The following is a 13999-nucleotide window of genomic DNA, read 5'->3' as shown; positions in this document are numbered from 1 at the left end:
CGGCCGTAGCGGAGTGTTGCGGTTCCCGCGCTCCATGCTGTGGCGGAAGGTGTGGCGCGGTGTGGCGGATGGCGCGCCACACCTCCACGCGACCTTCCGTGCGCCGCTACGGTGGTGGGGCCCCGCACACGGCAGAGGAGCTTCCGGTGACGGTCTCAGGCGAGCACACAAAGCGAAAAAAACAGGCGAATGTGGCGCTCAAGTACTGGATAGACCGTGCTGGGCAGAGTTACGGAAAGCTCGCTATCCACCTGAATCACACCACCGCAGCCCACGGCCATCCCGAGCTCGTCACCGACCGGTCCCGCATTGGTCACTGGGTCAACGACGGGGAAATCCCCCGGGAGTTGATGCCCCAGTACCTGGCCGAGACCCTTACCCGGCTCTGCGGACTGCCCACACCCCTGACCCCGGCCGACCTTGATCTCGCCCCCCGCGAGCCCTCCCTGCACGCCCCCTTCGCGCTGCCCCCGGCAGCGCCCGACGAAGCAGGTGATGATCAAACGAAGCGTCGAACCGCGCTCGCACTCATCGGCGGCACCGCCCTGACTCCCCTGATGACCACAGGCCACGCCAGTGCCCAGACCGTGCGCGCCTACACCCAGCACGCCACCAGCACGGAACTCGCCCCCGGCGACATCGAGCAACTCGACCTCGCGGTCCATCACCTCGGTGCCACCTACTCCGCTCAGTCACCGGAAGAACTCTGGCCCGTCGCCGCTGCCCACCGCCACCAGGCATTCGTCTTCCTGCACGAGCGCCGGCACACCCTTGACGAAGGCCGCGCTCTCGCCCGGCACAGCGGCATGCTTTCCGTCGTGCTCGCCTGGCTCGCACACGATCTCGGCAAGGGCGACCTGGTCGAGGCCCTCTGCGAAGACGCCTGGGTCCACGGCAAACAGGCCGGCGTCAAAGAGGTCGGAGCCTGGGCGGAAGACGCCCGCTGCACGCACAAGCTCTACGCCGGGCACCCGCTCGACGCCCTCACCGCGGCCACCCGCGGCCTGGCCGTCGCGCCCAAGGACGGCAACGCCGCCGTACGGCTGAGTGCCCAAGTCGCCCGCGCCAACGCACTCCTCGGCAACCGCAGCGCATACCGGGCCGCGGCGCAAACATCCCACCGGCACCAGGCACGACTGCCCCTCCACGCTGCCGGCCTCTACGCCGTCGACGCCGTCCGCATCACTTCCTACGACGCCACGAGCCTGCGATGGCTCGGCGACGCCGACCGCTCCCGCACTGCAGCCCAAGAAGCCGTCGACTACTACCGCACAGCACCCCAACCCCACCAAGCACCCACGCGCCTGGCCATCGCCCAGCTCGACCTCGCCCATGCCCACGCCGCCCTACGCGACCCCGAAGCCGCCGTCGACACCGCACGCCAGGCAATCACCGGCAGCAGGCTCGTCAACTCCGTGAAGGCACGCGCCCAAGAACTCAACATGACCCTGCTACGCCGGTTCCCGACCCACCCCGCCGTCGGCGAATTCGCCGACGAAGTCCGCGCCCTGCCCGCCTGACCGCCACTACCAGCGAGCATCCACCCACGGCCGCACATCCACCGCGTCCATCCCGGCCGCCTCGGCAGCAGCCAGTCCCTCATCGGCATCCTCAAGGACAAGACACCGCTCCGCAGCCACCCCGAGCCGCCGCGCCGCTTCCAGGAACAGATCGGGAGCAGGCTTGCCCCTCGAAACAGCCTCGCGCGTCACCACGGCATCGAACAAGCGGCTCAGACCCGTACTGGCGATCCCGGCACGCACCACAGTCCCGCCGCCTCCCGAAGCAACAGCGCACCGCAACCCGCTCGAACGGCCGGCCTCCACCCACCGCACGATTTCTGGGAACGGACGCAAGGCCGATATCGACTCGATGATCAGTGCGCTACACCGCGTAATGATCTCGGCGTGGCGTGCCGGCGGCACACCGAGCTCGGCCAGCAGATCACCGGCGGACGTGCCGAGCCGCTGCCTGTACCAGCCCTCTTCCACCGCCACGCCACAAGGAGCCAGCGCCGCAGCCAGCGACGTGAAATTCAAAAACTGGGAATTGACCAGCGTACCGTCCCAATCCAATACAAGAGCCGCATAACCTGTGAAATCCACAGACATCCCCTGGCCACCCCCGCCGTCAACGCCTTCATCCCCACCGTCCGCCGGGCTGCGGCGGCCGAGCATCATCCGCTACTGTCCCCCGCGTGTATCCGCTGAGGGAACAGGCCGGCAAGCGTCTACGTCCACGGTCGCCGCAACAGCACCTGCTCCTCCTGGACTTGGACAACACCACCGTGGACCGCGGGGCGGGGCTGCTGCGCTGGGCGGAGGAATTCACCCAGGAGCACAGCCTTGGTTCAGAGGCCGTCGAATGGCTCATCACTGCCGACAAGGACGGCCTGAAACCCCGCGGCCGGTACTTCGCCGAAGTCCGGCAACGCTTCACACTTGCAGCCACCCCGGACGAACTGCATCACGCCTATCAAGCCCGGTATCCCCGGCACATGCACTGCCCTCAGTCCGTCCTTGACCAGCTCGCACGGCTGCGCGACTCCGGCTGGACGATCGGGGTCATCACCAACGGCCTCACCACGACGCAGGAGGCCGTCCTGGAGCACACCGGCTTGATCGCGTACCTCGACGGCTGGAGCATTTCCGAGGCCGAGGGAGTGCGCAAACCCGACACGGCGCACTTTGAACGCGCGGCATCCCGCTGCGGACGCAGCCTTGACGACGGGGGCTGGATGATCGGGGACTCGGTCGACGCCGACGTCTGCGGGGCCAAGGGCGCTGGGCTGAGCACCATCTGGATCAGCCGACAGCGCACATGGCCCATCGGCCTCCCGCCCCCGGACCATGCCGTCGGAGACATTGCGGAGGCGCTCCAGTTCATGCTCACGCACACCGCATCGTGACCCCCGGACCGCCACGCCGGACCCGGACAGCCCGCCCCGCGCGAGCGGCGGTGTTCTCGGCCGGATCCTGGGGGACGGTGTTCGCCAAGGTGCTGGCCGACGTCGGCAGCGACGTCGTCCTGCACGCCCGCCGGAACGAGATCGCCGATGCGATCAACACCCGCCGCCGCAACTCCGGCTACTTCCCGGACATCGAGCTGCCACCGAACCTGACGGCGACGACCGACCCGGCCGCCGCGCTGGACGGCGCGGACCACCTCGTTCTCTCGATCCCCGCCCAGTCCTTGCGCGACAACCTCACTGCCTGGTCGCCGTACATCGGCCCGCGCACCGTGATCATCTCCTTGATGAAGGGCATCGAGCAGAGCACCGGGAAGCGCGCGAGCGAGGTCATCGCCGAAACCAGCGGCGTGCCCGCGGACCGCATCGCCGTACTGTCGGGCCCGAACCTCGCCCGCGAGATCGCCACCGGCCAACCCGCCGCCGCCACCGTCGCCTGCCCCGACGAGACCACCGCCCGCGCCTTCCAAGCGGCCTGCCGCGCCCCGTACTTCCGGCCCTACACCAGCACCGACGTCATCGGCTGCGAACTGGGCGGCGCAGTGAAGAACGTCATCGCCCTCGCCGTCGGCATCGCCACCGGCATGGGCCTGGGCCACAACACCGCCGCCATGCTCATCACCCGCGGCCTGGCCGAGACCACCCGCCTCGCCACCGCCCTCGGCGCCGAACCAGCCACCCTCGCAGGCCTTGCCGGCCTGGGCGACCTGACAGCCACCTGCTCCTCCCCGCTCTCCCGCAACCGCACCTTCGGCACCCACCTCGGCCGCGGCATGACCGTCGCACAGGCCACCGCCGCCACCGAGCAGACCACCGAAGGCGTCAAGAGCGCGCAGGCGATCCTCGACCTCGCCCGCGCCCACCACATCGACATGCCGATCACGGACGTCGTCTCACAGCTGCTCCGTGAGAAGGTCACCCTCGGCCAGGCCGCCGCCGCGCTGATGCAGCGGCCGGCCAAGCCCGAACACTGACCTCGCCTCGGCGCCCCCGGGCGCGCCTCCTCCAGGCGCGGCGAGGCCGACCGCAGCGAGAGGCCGATGCCCGTGGCACTCCCTGGGAGACGCTGGTGGCCTGCGTGGGGACACCGCGTACGGGCTGTGTGCTGAAGCATTCGGTGAGACGGATCCTCCTTCGAACCCGAAGCATGAAAACTTCAGCGCGCAGGTCAGAAGGCATCCGTGCTGAAGGATTGAATGCCCGCGGCCGCCAGATTCATCCCTCGCAGCATCTCCGCCGGGCTGCGGAGGCGAGCGGGTCAGCGGCGTCTGGGGCCAATTCGCCCGCAGCAGACAAGAAGAACCGCGACAGGACTGGAATGCCCTCCGGAACCATGTCAACGTACAGCGTCCCGGAAAACATCAGGTCAGCGAAGGTGTGCGGGCTCCAACCGGCCGGCGCGCCAGCCAGCCCTACGGGAGCCCGCGCCTCGACCGCGCCTCCGAGCGCCCGACTCCACGGAGGTCCACCTGTCGAACGCCGCTATCCGATCTGCCCGGTTCACCGCCCCCGTCCTCTTGGAGCGCGGAGCCATGAACGCGTGGACAGCCCAACGGGCAGAGGATTACGGCTCCTTGTCCACGGCCCTGCGTTTGTGCGTCTGCGCGGCCGGGCTATTTGGGGAGGACCTGCTGCAGCGCGGATATCGCCGTGATCGCGCGGTCCTCGCGCACGTCGCGGCGCACCCTGGAGTGGCGACTCGCCATGTGGCCCGAGCCGTCGGAGCCCCCGAGCATGTCGTCGTCCGAAACCTCGACCGCCTCACCGGCGACGGACTGCTTGCGCTCGTCGCTGGCGGCGCGACTCCAGCACTGCGGTCCTACCGACTGGCGTCCTGACGGCCGCGAAAGCGTACCCGAAGGCCAGGAGCACGTCCCTGCTGGGCGATACATAGCAGGTGATCCCCGGTTAGCGAAACCGGGGATCGGCCGGACCATTGATGCTGTTCGTCTTCGGCTGCGCTTGGCGGTGGAGCCCTAGCGGACGGCGTAGCCCATTCGCCTAGCCCCTCATTGGCGGAGGCGCCGTAGTGCAAATATTTCCACGTATTCGAGGAGAGTGAGCATTCTGTCCGATCCCATCAAGAAACTTCCGCCAAACTCGAAGGGGAAGGTCAGGTACCAGTTTGTTGTCGACGTAGGGGTCGACCCCGAATCTGGGAAGCGTAAGCAGTTGAGGCGTACCTTCGATTCGTTGAAGGAAGCGAAGGCTGAGTACGCGAACATATCTAACCGGCGAAACGAGGGCTCATTCGTTCCGCCCAACAAGATCACCGTGAACGAATGGCTCGACCGATGGCTGGCCATGAAAGCCGATGATCTCGAAGAAACCACCATCTACAACTACACGATTACCTTGGATCGAGTTCGGGGGAGGCTTGGCAAGATCCCCCTCCAGGACCTTACTGAAGAGGATGTGGTGGAGTGGAGGGACTGGGCCCTGGCGCATGGTCGTATGCGTGGTAAAAGGGCGGGGACGCCGCTTGGTGTCACGAGTGTGGATATGAGTCTTGCTCGACTGAAGGAAGCTCTGGGGAGGGCTGTTACCCGACGGTTGGTGTACGTCAATGTCGCTGCCCACGTCACCATTCCCCGCAGGGCACGCAAAGCGGAGCGGAAGAACAAGGAAGAGGTGCAGCCCTGGAACGTCCAGGAGGTTCAGAAGTTCATCCATGGCATTAGGGGGGAACGCCTCTACGCTGCGCTTCTGCTTTCACTGATGGGGCTCCGTCCGGCTGAAGTCTGCGGCCTTCGCTGGGAAGATGTCGACTTGGAAAACGCTACGATTGTGATTGCCAACACGCGCACGATGATGGGCAACCGGTACGTGGTGGAGAAGGACACCAAGTCTCTTGCGGGCGAGCGGGATTTGCCGCTGCCGGCTCCGGTGCTGGCCGCCCTCAAGGCGTTTAGGGCTCTCCAGGCCGAGGAGAGGCTCGCGCTGGGAGAGGCGTACGTCGCGTCCGGCTACGTGCTGGTGCACGAGGCGGGAGACGCTTTCACGATCAAGCAGCTTCGTCGGCGCGCGTACCGGCTCATGGAGCTTCTCGGCCTCCGTCGCGTCAGGCTCTACGACGCGCGCTCGTCGTGCTTCACCTTCCTGGCCAACAACGGCGTGCCGGACCACATCCTCGCGCGATGGGCCGGGCATACGAACGTAAAGACGACCAAGAGGTGGTACGTCAAGCCGGACGTAGAGGATCTCCGCGGGGCCGCCACCACGTGGGATGGCCTGCACGGGGTTGCGGTGGAGGGGCAAGCGTGAGCCGTGCGCTCCACCAGTCGAGCGACTTGCCGAGCCGCATGGCCAGCAGACCCCGGCGATGTGACTTCTCGTGACAGATGAGAGGGTCTGGCGGGTGAGTGAGACACCGGCGAAGACCCTCCAATACCGCTCTGACGGGCCAGAAGACGCTCCCGTCCTGGTCCTGGGGCCCGCGTTGGGTACCACATGGCACATGTGGGATCGGCAGATCCCGGAGCTGAGCCGGAACCGACGCGTCCTGCGCTTCGACCTGCCCGGTCACGGCGGCTCGCCCGCCGAGCCCGCGAGCACGGTCGGCGAGCTCACCGACCGGCTCGTCGCCACCCTCGACACCCTGGGCATCGAGCGCGTCGACTATGCCGGCTGCTCCTTCGCCTCCGCCCTCGGCACCGACCTCGCCCTCCGCCACCCGCACCGCCTCTCCGGGCTCGCCCTGCTGGGCTCCGCGGCCCGCTTCGGCGCGGTCGACGCGGAGGGGGTGCGCCGGAACGGCCTCGAACCGGTCGCCCGCGCCGTGCCGGAGCGGTGGTTCGCGCCCGCGTTCGCGAGCGCACAGCCGGCCATCGTGGACTGGGCCGTCCAGATGGTCCGCAGCACCGACCTCAACTGCTTCGCGGCGGCGTGCGAGGCGCTGGCCGCGTTCGACGCGCAGACGGACCTGGCCCGCATCGCCGCCCCCACGCTGGTGGTCGTCGGCTCGGACGACCAGGTCACCCCGCCCTCCCAGGCCCGCGCCCTGGTCGCGGGCATCCCCGACGCCCGCCTCGCGGTCGTACCGGGCGCCTGCCACCTGACGCCGGTGGAACAGCCGGCGGCGGTGACGGACCTGCTGCTCCGCCACTTCACGACACCGGCGTCCGTGCGCCCAGGGGGGCGCACGGACGACTGGCCGGTGCCGCCGGGGAGTACTCCGGCGGCGGGTACGGGTGCGGGTGCTGGGCGGGATGACTGGCCGGTGCCGTCGGGGAGCACCCCGGCGACCCCGGTTCCCGGGCCCGGCCGCCCCGGCGATGCGGGGGTCGGCGCGGAGGCCGGTCGGGGCGATTGGCCTGTGCCGTCGGGCAGCGGGCAGCCGTCCGGTCCCGGGGGCGCGGTCGGCGACTGGCAGTCGGCGCCGGGTCCGCGCCCGGACGCTGCGGCGAGGGGCACCGCTCCGGCGGGCGATGACTGGCCGGTGCCGTCGGGCAGTACTCCGCCCACCCCTTCCTCCGGGCCCGCCCGCCCTGGTGATGCCGTGCCGGGCACGGGTGATTGGCGGGTTGGGCAGGCGTCCGGTCCTGGGGGTGCCGCCGGCGACTGGTCGTCGGCGCCGGGTCCGCGTCCGGATGCTCCGGCGGCCGACTCGACGGTGACGGCCGGCGGCCGGCCTGTTTCGTCGGCTGCCTCGCCGTCCCGCCCGGACGACTGGCCGGTTGCGGCGGGCAGCACCCCGTCGGGTACCGCCGTGCCCGCTCGCGCAGCAGGCGCGACGGGTGACTGGCCCGCGCCGAAGAACGACAGCCCGGCGGCAGCGGCCGACGACTGGCCGGCCCAGGCGCCGGGTACGGCAGGCGACGCCCCGAAGAACGGCGGTTCGGCTGCCGACGGCTGGCGGGTCCCGCCGAGCGGCACGGCCGGCGGAGGGACTGCGCCCGCCCGGCCGTTGACGATCGACGACTGGCCCGCTCCGGCCTCCTCGGGGACGGCCGGTGACTGGCCTGCCCCGCCTGCCGGCTCTGCCGCCGCCGGGCCGAATGGCGCGCCTGCCCGGCCCATGACGGTGGACGATTGGCCGGTTCCTGCCGGCAGCACTCCGGCGACGGATTCCGGTGCGCCCTCGGCTCGCCCGGCAGGCACGACGCCTGACGGGTCCGCCCTGCAGGACGGCAGCCCGGCCGCGACAGGTGCCGCCGGCGTGCCGGTTCGCCCGTCGGGCGCGGTCGACGACTGGCCCGGGGCCGACGGCCCGTCCACGCGTCCCGCAGCGGCAGTTGACGGCCGTGCCGTCCCGCAGGGCAGCGCTCTGTCCGGTGGCCCGGGCGCGAAAGGTGCCGCTGCTGTGCCCGTCGGCCCGTCGGGCGCGGCCGGCGATTGGCCGGTCCCGCCGGGCAACGCCCCTTCTGCCTCGCCGTCCAGTGGCCCGGTTACCGCAGGTGCCGCTGCCGTGTCCGTCGGCCCGTCGGGCGCGGCCGGCGGCTGGCCCGTCCCGCCCGGCAGTGCTCCCTCCGGGACCGACGCCCCGTCCGCCCGTCCGGCAGCGACGATCGACGGTCGCCCCGTCCCGCCCCGCGACGCCCCGTCCGCGCGTCCCGCAGCGGCGATGGACGGTCGCCCCGTCCCGCCGCCCGGCGGCCCCGCCGCGGCAGGAGCCGTCGCCCCGTCCGCCCGCCCGGTCGGTGCCGTCGACGGCCTTCCCGTTCCGCCCGGCGGTGTCCCCTCCGCTCCCGACGCCCTGGCCACGCGTCCGGCCGCGACCGTCGACCGTCGCCCCGCCCCCGCCGCGGGAGCCCCTTCCGCGGCGGGCGCCGCCGTCGGGCTCCCCGTGCCGTTCCCGCTGCCCGCAGGGCTCCCGGCCGAGGACGATTTCCACGAGCTCGTCGTGGCCCGTGACGCCGCGATCTGGGCCCGGCCGGGGCTCGATCTGCGGAGCCGGCTGCTCGTCACGCTCGCCGCGCTCACGGCCGGCGGGCATCTCGACGAGCTGGAGCTGCACCTGCGAGCCGCGCTCCGGCACGGCGTGGCGGCCGAGGAGGTCAAGGAGGTGCTGCTGCAGTGCGCGGTCTCGTGCAGTCCTCCGGCCGTTCGCGCGGCCTACGCCGTGGCGCGGCGGGTCGTCGCCGAGGAGGGCGAGCAGGAGGAGGCCGCGGAACCGCAGCCGTAGCAAGATGGGCGGCATGAAGCTGACCAAGCACTCCCACGCCTGCGTCCGGTTGGAGAAGGACGGCCGGACGCTCGTCATCGACCCCGGCGGGTTCAGCGAACAGGACGCGGCCGTCGGGGCGGACGCCGTGCTCGTCACGCACGAGCACCCGGACCACTTCGACGAGGGCCGGCTGCGCGCAGCGCTGGAGGCGAACCCGGCCGCCGAGCTGTGGACCCTGCGCAGCGTCGCGGAGCAGGTGTCGGCGGCCTTCCCGGGCCGGGTGCACACGGTCGGCGAGGGGGACGCCTTCACCGCCGCCGGGTTCGACGTGCGCGTCTACGGGCAGCTGCACGCCGTGATCCACCCGGACATCGACAGGATCACGAACGTCGGCTACTTCGTCGACGACTCCGTCTTCCACCCCGGCGATGCGCTCACCGTCCCCGACCGTCCCGTCGACACGCTGATGCTGCCGGTGATGGCCCCGTGGAACAAGGTCTCGGAGGTCGTCGACTACCTCCGCGAGGTCAAGCCGCGCCGTGCGATCGACATCCACGACGGGCTGCTGAGCGATCTGGCCAGGCCGGTGTACGACCGGATGCTCGGCCCGCAGGGGCCGGGCGGCACCTCGGGGGCCGACCACGAGCGGATGGCGGCGGGGGAGAGCCGGGAGCTGTGAGGGGCGACGCGGGCGGCGTTGTCACACCCGGCCGTTAGGGTGGCCCCATGCGCATCGCCACCTGGAACGTGAACTCGATCGGCGCCCGGCTGCCCCGGCTCCTGGCCTGGCTGGAGAGCAGCGGTACGGACGTGCTGTGCCTGCAGGAGGCCAAGTGCACGGCGGAGCAGTTCCCGACGGCGGAGCTGCGCGAGCTGGGCTACGAGGCGGCGGTCAACGCGACGGGCCGGTGGAACGGGGTGGCGGTGCTCTCCCGGGTCGGTCTGGACGAGGTGGTCACGGGCCTGCCGGGCGGTCCGGAGTACGAGGGCGAGCAGGAGCCCCGTGCGATCTCCGCGACGTGCGGGGGCGTGCGCGTCTGGTCGGTGTACGTGCCCAACGGGCGCGACGTCGAGCACGACCACTACGGCTACAAGCTCCGCTGGTTCGAGGCCCTGCGCGACGCGGTGGCGGCGGACGCCGCGGCCGACCGCCCGTTCGCGGTCCTCGGCGACTACAACGTGGCCCCCACCGACGAGGACGTCTACGACCCGGCCGTCTTCGAGGGCCTCACGCACGTCACGCCCGCCGAGCGTGCCGCCCTCGCCGCCCTGCGCGACACGGGCCTGTCCGACGTGGTGCCCCGCCCGCTGAAGTACGACCGCCCGTACACCTACTGGGACTACCGGCAGCTGTGCTTCCCCAAGAACAAGGGCATGCGCATCGACCTGGTCTACGGCAACGCCCCCTTCGCGGGCGCGGTGAAGGACGCCTACGTGGACCGCGAGGAGCGCAAGGGCAAGGGCGCCTCGGACCACGCCCCGGTCGTCGTCGACCTCGACATATAGCGCAACGGCTCAGCGGTTCAGACGAGTTCGCGCAGTTCCACGGAGTCGCTGAAGGCCCGCATCCCGGCGTCGTTGGGGTGCAGGTGGTCGCCGCAGTCGAAGCGCGCCAGCATCCGCTCGGGGTGCTGCGGGTCGCGGACGGCCGCGTCGAAGTCGAGGACGGCGTCGTAGGAGTCCTCGTCGCCCCGGATGCGCCGGTTGACGGCGACGCGTTTCGCCTCGGCGGCCGCCGTGCAGTCGTGGAAGCCGCCGCACGGCGCAATGGTGGCCGCCACCACGCGCATCCCGCGCTCGTGCGCCTGTTCCGCGATCGAGCGCAGGGCGGCGACGATCTGTTCGGCCGTCGTGTTCGTCCGGACGTCGTTGACGCCCTCGAAGACGATCAGGGTCCGGGCCGAGGTCTGGGCGAGGACATCGCGCTCCAGCCGGTGGCCGGCGCTGACCCCGGCCATGACGCCGCTGGTGCCGTTTCCGGGGTAGCGGTCGGCGACGACCTGGTTCCCGGAGATCCCCGCGTTGAGCACGCCGAGGGCGGGCACGGTGTGCTGGGCGCGCAGCCTGCGCGCCAGCAGGTCGGGCCACCGGCCGTTGGCGCCGGGCGTCGAGCGCTCGCCGTCGGTGATCGAGTCGCCGAGCGCCACCACGGAGCCGGGCCCGCCCTCGGCGTCCACGCCGGTGAGCAGCGGCCAACTGCCCAGCGTCTGCCGGAAGGAGGCGTCGCCGCCCTCCAGCGTGCGGTCGCCGGCGCCGTCGACGGTGAGGTACGAGACCTGGCTTGCGGTATAGCTGTGCACCGGCAACGCCCGTACGGTGCCGGGCAGATGGAGGCTCACCAGCAGATTGCTGTCGGCCGGCACCCGGAAGCCCACGGGGTCGCTGAACTGCTGGGCCCCGGCGGGGATCTCGGTCCCGGCCCGGCCGCCGAAGGCGAGGGGCACGGGCCGTCCGGCCGCCGCGGCCCCCCTGCCCTGCAGGGCCACGCTGGCGGCGCCGATGCGCACCGGGCGCCCGGCGAAGGTGTTCTCCAGCCGGATCCGGGTGCGTGGGCCGCCCGCGCTGCTGTGCACGACGAGCCGCAGCGTCCGTTCGTTCCACGGGCCGACGGAGGCGTACCCGGACGTGGGTGCCGCCCAGCTGCCGGTCCACCCGTTCGAGGGAGTGCGGAGCGCCAGTGCGAACACGTGGAGCGCGGCGGAGCCGCCGGTGCGCGGCAGGACGACGGAGCGGACCTCGCGGTTGCGGACGACCGGCACGGTCACCGCGTACAGCCGCGCGGTCGTGGTCTGCTGCCCCGCCGGGGAGTTGACGTGGGGCAGTCCGACGGCCTTGGTGGTGAGGGGGCCGCGTTTCCAGTCGGGGGCGGTGAGGGTGTAGCCGCCGGAGGAGCCGTCGCGGTAGCGGACGGTGCCCCGGCCGCTCGCCCGGCCGCCGGTGCCGGCCACGAGGAAGGTGAGGGCCTCCCCGTGGCCGGTCAGCTTCACGGCCTGCCCGGCGGCCCGTACGTTGTCGGGCTGACCGGCGCCGGAGCGGGGCCAGTGCAGCGGTGAGGCGTCGAGGGTCAGGGTGCGGCCGGGTGTCCAGCCCGCGGCCCGCAGGTCCTGGGCGGAGAGCGAGGCGCCCGAGCCGTCGAAGTCCGCGGCCCGGGCGCGGCCGTCGTCGCTGACCGCCGTATTGTCGAAGAGCCGCTCCAGGGGGAGCGGCTCTCGTGCTGCCGCCGCCGGGGCGGCGAGGGCGGGGGCGTTCGGGAGGACCAGGGCACACAGGGCCCCCGCGGCGACGGCTCCGGCCGCCGTCCGCCACCGTCTGTGCCGGCATCCGTGCCGGGTCCCGCCGATCTTCGCTGTGCGCAGCATGCGACTCATGCCTCCCTGCGTACCCGCTCCGACTGTGGCGGGATGAAGTTAAGGAGACGCCGGGGGAACGTCAAGGAGGCCGTGCCGCCACGTCGTGTGCAGCGCGCCTGTGGTGGGGCCATCCGTGCGAGTGACATCCTGGCCGGTATGAACATTCCCTTCTTGGACGGCTGGCGCAGGCGGCACGGCGCTGCGCGCGGGGTGGCGCTGCTCGGGACGGGCGAATGGGACCCGGAGGGCCTGGCCGCGCTGCTGTCGGAGTGCGAACTGCTGCGCGCGCACGCGCAGTCGGCGGGGGTCGCGCTCGACGACTCGCCGGAGTCCCTGGAGGGGCTGGACCAGCTGCAGCCGCGCTGGCGCGAGGACCCGGAGCTGGTGCCCTGGCTCGGGAACGACGCGGGGCTGTACCTGGGCACGGTAGTGGTCCGTACGGTCGCGGGGGCGGGCTGGCGGGTCCGGTCCGACGGACAGCCGGTGGTGCTGCTGGCGAACGGCCGCGAGGCGGACGTGGTGGGGGCGGGCCGCCAGTGGGCGGTGGACGGTGCCCCGGAGCTCTCCCAGCTCTACGCGGAGCTCGCCGAGGTCTGACGACCCGTCAGATAACTCTCAACTGGTGAACGGAATCGTGTACTCCAGCCGCCAGCGGTCCGCGCGGACCACGATGTCGGAGGTCTCCACGGCCCGGTCCTCGCCGTCGAAGTGGGTGCGCTCGACGACCGTGACGCACTGTCCGGCCGTACAGCCGAGCGCCTCCGCCTCCGGCGTGGTGGCCGGCCGGGAGCCGACCAGCTCCCGGGCCCGGACGACCCGGATCCCGATGGCCGCCAGCCGGCCGCGCACCCCGCGCCGGGCGTAGGGGCCCCGCTCGGGGAGGGCGACGTCGGTGCCCGCGGTGATGGTCAGCGGCTCCCAGCTGGTGGCCAGCTGCACAGGGTGCCGGTTGGCCAGGTACTCGTACTGCGTGCACAGCACGGGCTCGCCGGCCCCGATCCCGAGCCGCTCGGCGATCGGCGCCGGGGCGGGCGTCTCGGCGGAGGTCGCCTCCCAGGTCAGGGCGGTCGCGGGACGGCCCTGCGGCGGCACGGTCCCGTAACCGCGGATCTGTGCGGCGAACGGGGTGTCGACCGCGCCCGTCGAGCGCAGCAGCGTCCCCAGCGGTGCCCGGTCGGTGACGAACACGCCCCGCCCGAACTGCCCTTCCGCGTACCCGGCCGCCTTGAGCACCCGTACCGCGCGGTCCACCGTCTGGTCGCTGGCCGCATAGGCGCGTTTGAGCTCGGAACGGGACGGGATGCGGTCGCCCACGGCGAGTCCGCCCTCGTCGATGCGCCTTCGCAGATCGTCCGCGATGCGCAGATACACCGGCCTGCTGTCCCCCACGCCAGGCTCCCCTCTCCCGGGCTCCCCCGTATGGACCCACAGGCTAGGTACCCAGGCTCGGTCTGTGTACCTAGGGCCTGTCCGGCGGATCTTCGCTCGTGGGTGCGGTGCGCCCCGTCAGGGGCGCGGGGAACTGCGCGATCAGCCACCGACGGCCTGCAGCCGACGCACCACCCAGGGGTCCGG

General features: G+C 71.8%; 12 protein-coding genes and 1 pseudogene. 9 read left to right on the top strand and 4 right to left on the bottom strand.

Annotated elements, in window-relative coordinates; translation table 11 throughout:
- Positions 1 to 191 precede the first annotated feature (191 nt).
- Positions 192 to 1520: a hypothetical protein gene (locus ACWD4B_RS00850; RefSeq protein ID WP_451418708.1), complete on the top strand. Its 1329-nt coding sequence runs from the start codon at positions 192 to 194 to the stop codon at positions 1518 to 1520.
- 6 nt (positions 1521 to 1526) lie between these two features.
- Here ACWD4B_RS00850 and ACWD4B_RS00845 read toward each other — a convergent pair whose 3' ends face one another.
- The gene (locus ACWD4B_RS00845; RefSeq protein ID WP_451418707.1) at positions 1527 to 2180 is read right to left on the bottom strand and encodes an HAD family hydrolase; all 654 of its coding nucleotides are present in this window, start codon (positions 2178 to 2180) and stop codon (positions 1527 to 1529) included.
- Positions 2181 to 2197: 17 nt separating this feature from the next.
- On the opposite strand from ACWD4B_RS00845, the gene ACWD4B_RS00840 reads away from it, so the two are divergent.
- Together ACWD4B_RS00840 and ACWD4B_RS00835 are read left to right on the top strand one after the other, a co-directional pair.
- On the top strand, positions 2198 to 2908 hold the full coding sequence (locus ACWD4B_RS00840; protein WP_451418706.1) for an HAD family hydrolase: 711 nt from the start codon (positions 2198 to 2200) through the stop codon (positions 2906 to 2908).
- 77 nt (positions 2909 to 2985) lie between these two features.
- Entirely contained in the window at positions 2986 to 3942 is a 957-nt protein-coding gene (locus ACWD4B_RS00835; RefSeq protein ID WP_451418705.1) for an NAD(P)H-dependent glycerol-3-phosphate dehydrogenase, read from the top strand.
- A gap of 639 nt (positions 3943 to 4581) precedes the next feature.
- On the opposite strand, the gene ACWD4B_RS00830 is transcribed toward ACWD4B_RS00835, so the two are convergent.
- Positions 4582 to 4704: a hypothetical protein gene (locus tag ACWD4B_RS00830; RefSeq protein ID WP_451418704.1), complete on the bottom strand. Its 123-nt coding sequence runs from the start codon at positions 4702 to 4704 to the stop codon at positions 4582 to 4584.
- Between the two features lie 322 nt (positions 4705 to 5026).
- Between ACWD4B_RS00830 and ACWD4B_RS00825 the strand changes: the two genes are divergently transcribed.
- The 5 genes and pseudogenes from ACWD4B_RS00825 to ACWD4B_RS00805 all read left to right on the top strand — a co-directional run bounded on the left by ACWD4B_RS00825 (position 5027) and on the right by ACWD4B_RS00805 (position 10580).
- Positions 5027 to 6232 (top strand): tyrosine-type recombinase/integrase, encoded by a 1206-nt coding sequence (locus ACWD4B_RS00825; protein WP_451418703.1) that lies wholly within the window; start codon positions 5027 to 5029, stop codon positions 6230 to 6232.
- A gap of 94 nt (positions 6233 to 6326) precedes the next feature.
- A pseudogene (locus tag ACWD4B_RS00820) lies at positions 6327 to 7277 on the top strand (alpha/beta fold hydrolase); the annotation flags it as partial.
- A gap of 708 nt (positions 7278 to 7985) precedes the next feature.
- Positions 7986 to 9092 carry a carboxymuconolactone decarboxylase family protein gene (locus ACWD4B_RS00815; protein WP_451418870.1) on the top strand — a complete coding sequence of 369 codons (1107 nt, stop codon included), beginning with the start codon at positions 7986 to 7988 and terminating at the stop codon, positions 9090 to 9092.
- Positions 9093 to 9105: 13 nt separating this feature from the next.
- Positions 9106 to 9753 (top strand): MBL fold metallo-hydrolase, encoded by a 648-nt coding sequence (locus tag ACWD4B_RS00810; RefSeq protein WP_451418702.1) that lies wholly within the window; start codon positions 9106 to 9108, stop codon positions 9751 to 9753.
- Between the two features lie 47 nt (positions 9754 to 9800).
- Positions 9801 to 10580, top strand: a complete 780-nt coding sequence (locus ACWD4B_RS00805) for an exodeoxyribonuclease III (protein WP_451418701.1) — start codon at positions 9801 to 9803, stop codon at positions 10578 to 10580.
- Between the two features lie 17 nt (positions 10581 to 10597).
- Here ACWD4B_RS00805 and ACWD4B_RS00800 read toward each other — a convergent pair whose 3' ends face one another.
- Complete coding sequence (locus tag ACWD4B_RS00800; RefSeq protein ID WP_451418700.1) at positions 10598 to 12433, bottom strand: SGNH/GDSL hydrolase family protein; 1836 nt, start codon at positions 12431 to 12433, stop codon at positions 10598 to 10600.
- A 147-nt stretch (positions 12434 to 12580) separates the two neighbouring features.
- Here ACWD4B_RS00800 and ACWD4B_RS00795 point away from each other — a divergent pair, with 147 nt between their 5' ends.
- Positions 12581 to 13021 carry a DUF6278 family protein gene (locus ACWD4B_RS00795; protein ID WP_451418699.1) on the top strand — a complete coding sequence of 147 codons (441 nt, stop codon included), beginning with the start codon at positions 12581 to 12583 and terminating at the stop codon, positions 13019 to 13021.
- 18 nt (positions 13022 to 13039) lie between these two features.
- Here ACWD4B_RS00795 and ACWD4B_RS00790 read toward each other — a convergent pair whose 3' ends face one another.
- Positions 13040 to 13813 (bottom strand): GntR family transcriptional regulator, encoded by a 774-nt coding sequence (locus ACWD4B_RS00790; protein WP_451418698.1) that lies wholly within the window; start codon positions 13811 to 13813, stop codon positions 13040 to 13042.
- Between the last annotated feature and the right edge of the window lie 186 nt (positions 13814 to 13999).

The sequence above is a fragment of the Streptomyces sp. NPDC002536 genome, assembly GCF_053594995.1.
The sequence above is the reverse complement of the archived record's forward strand: the minus strand, read 5'-3'. Positions and strand labels throughout refer to the sequence as shown.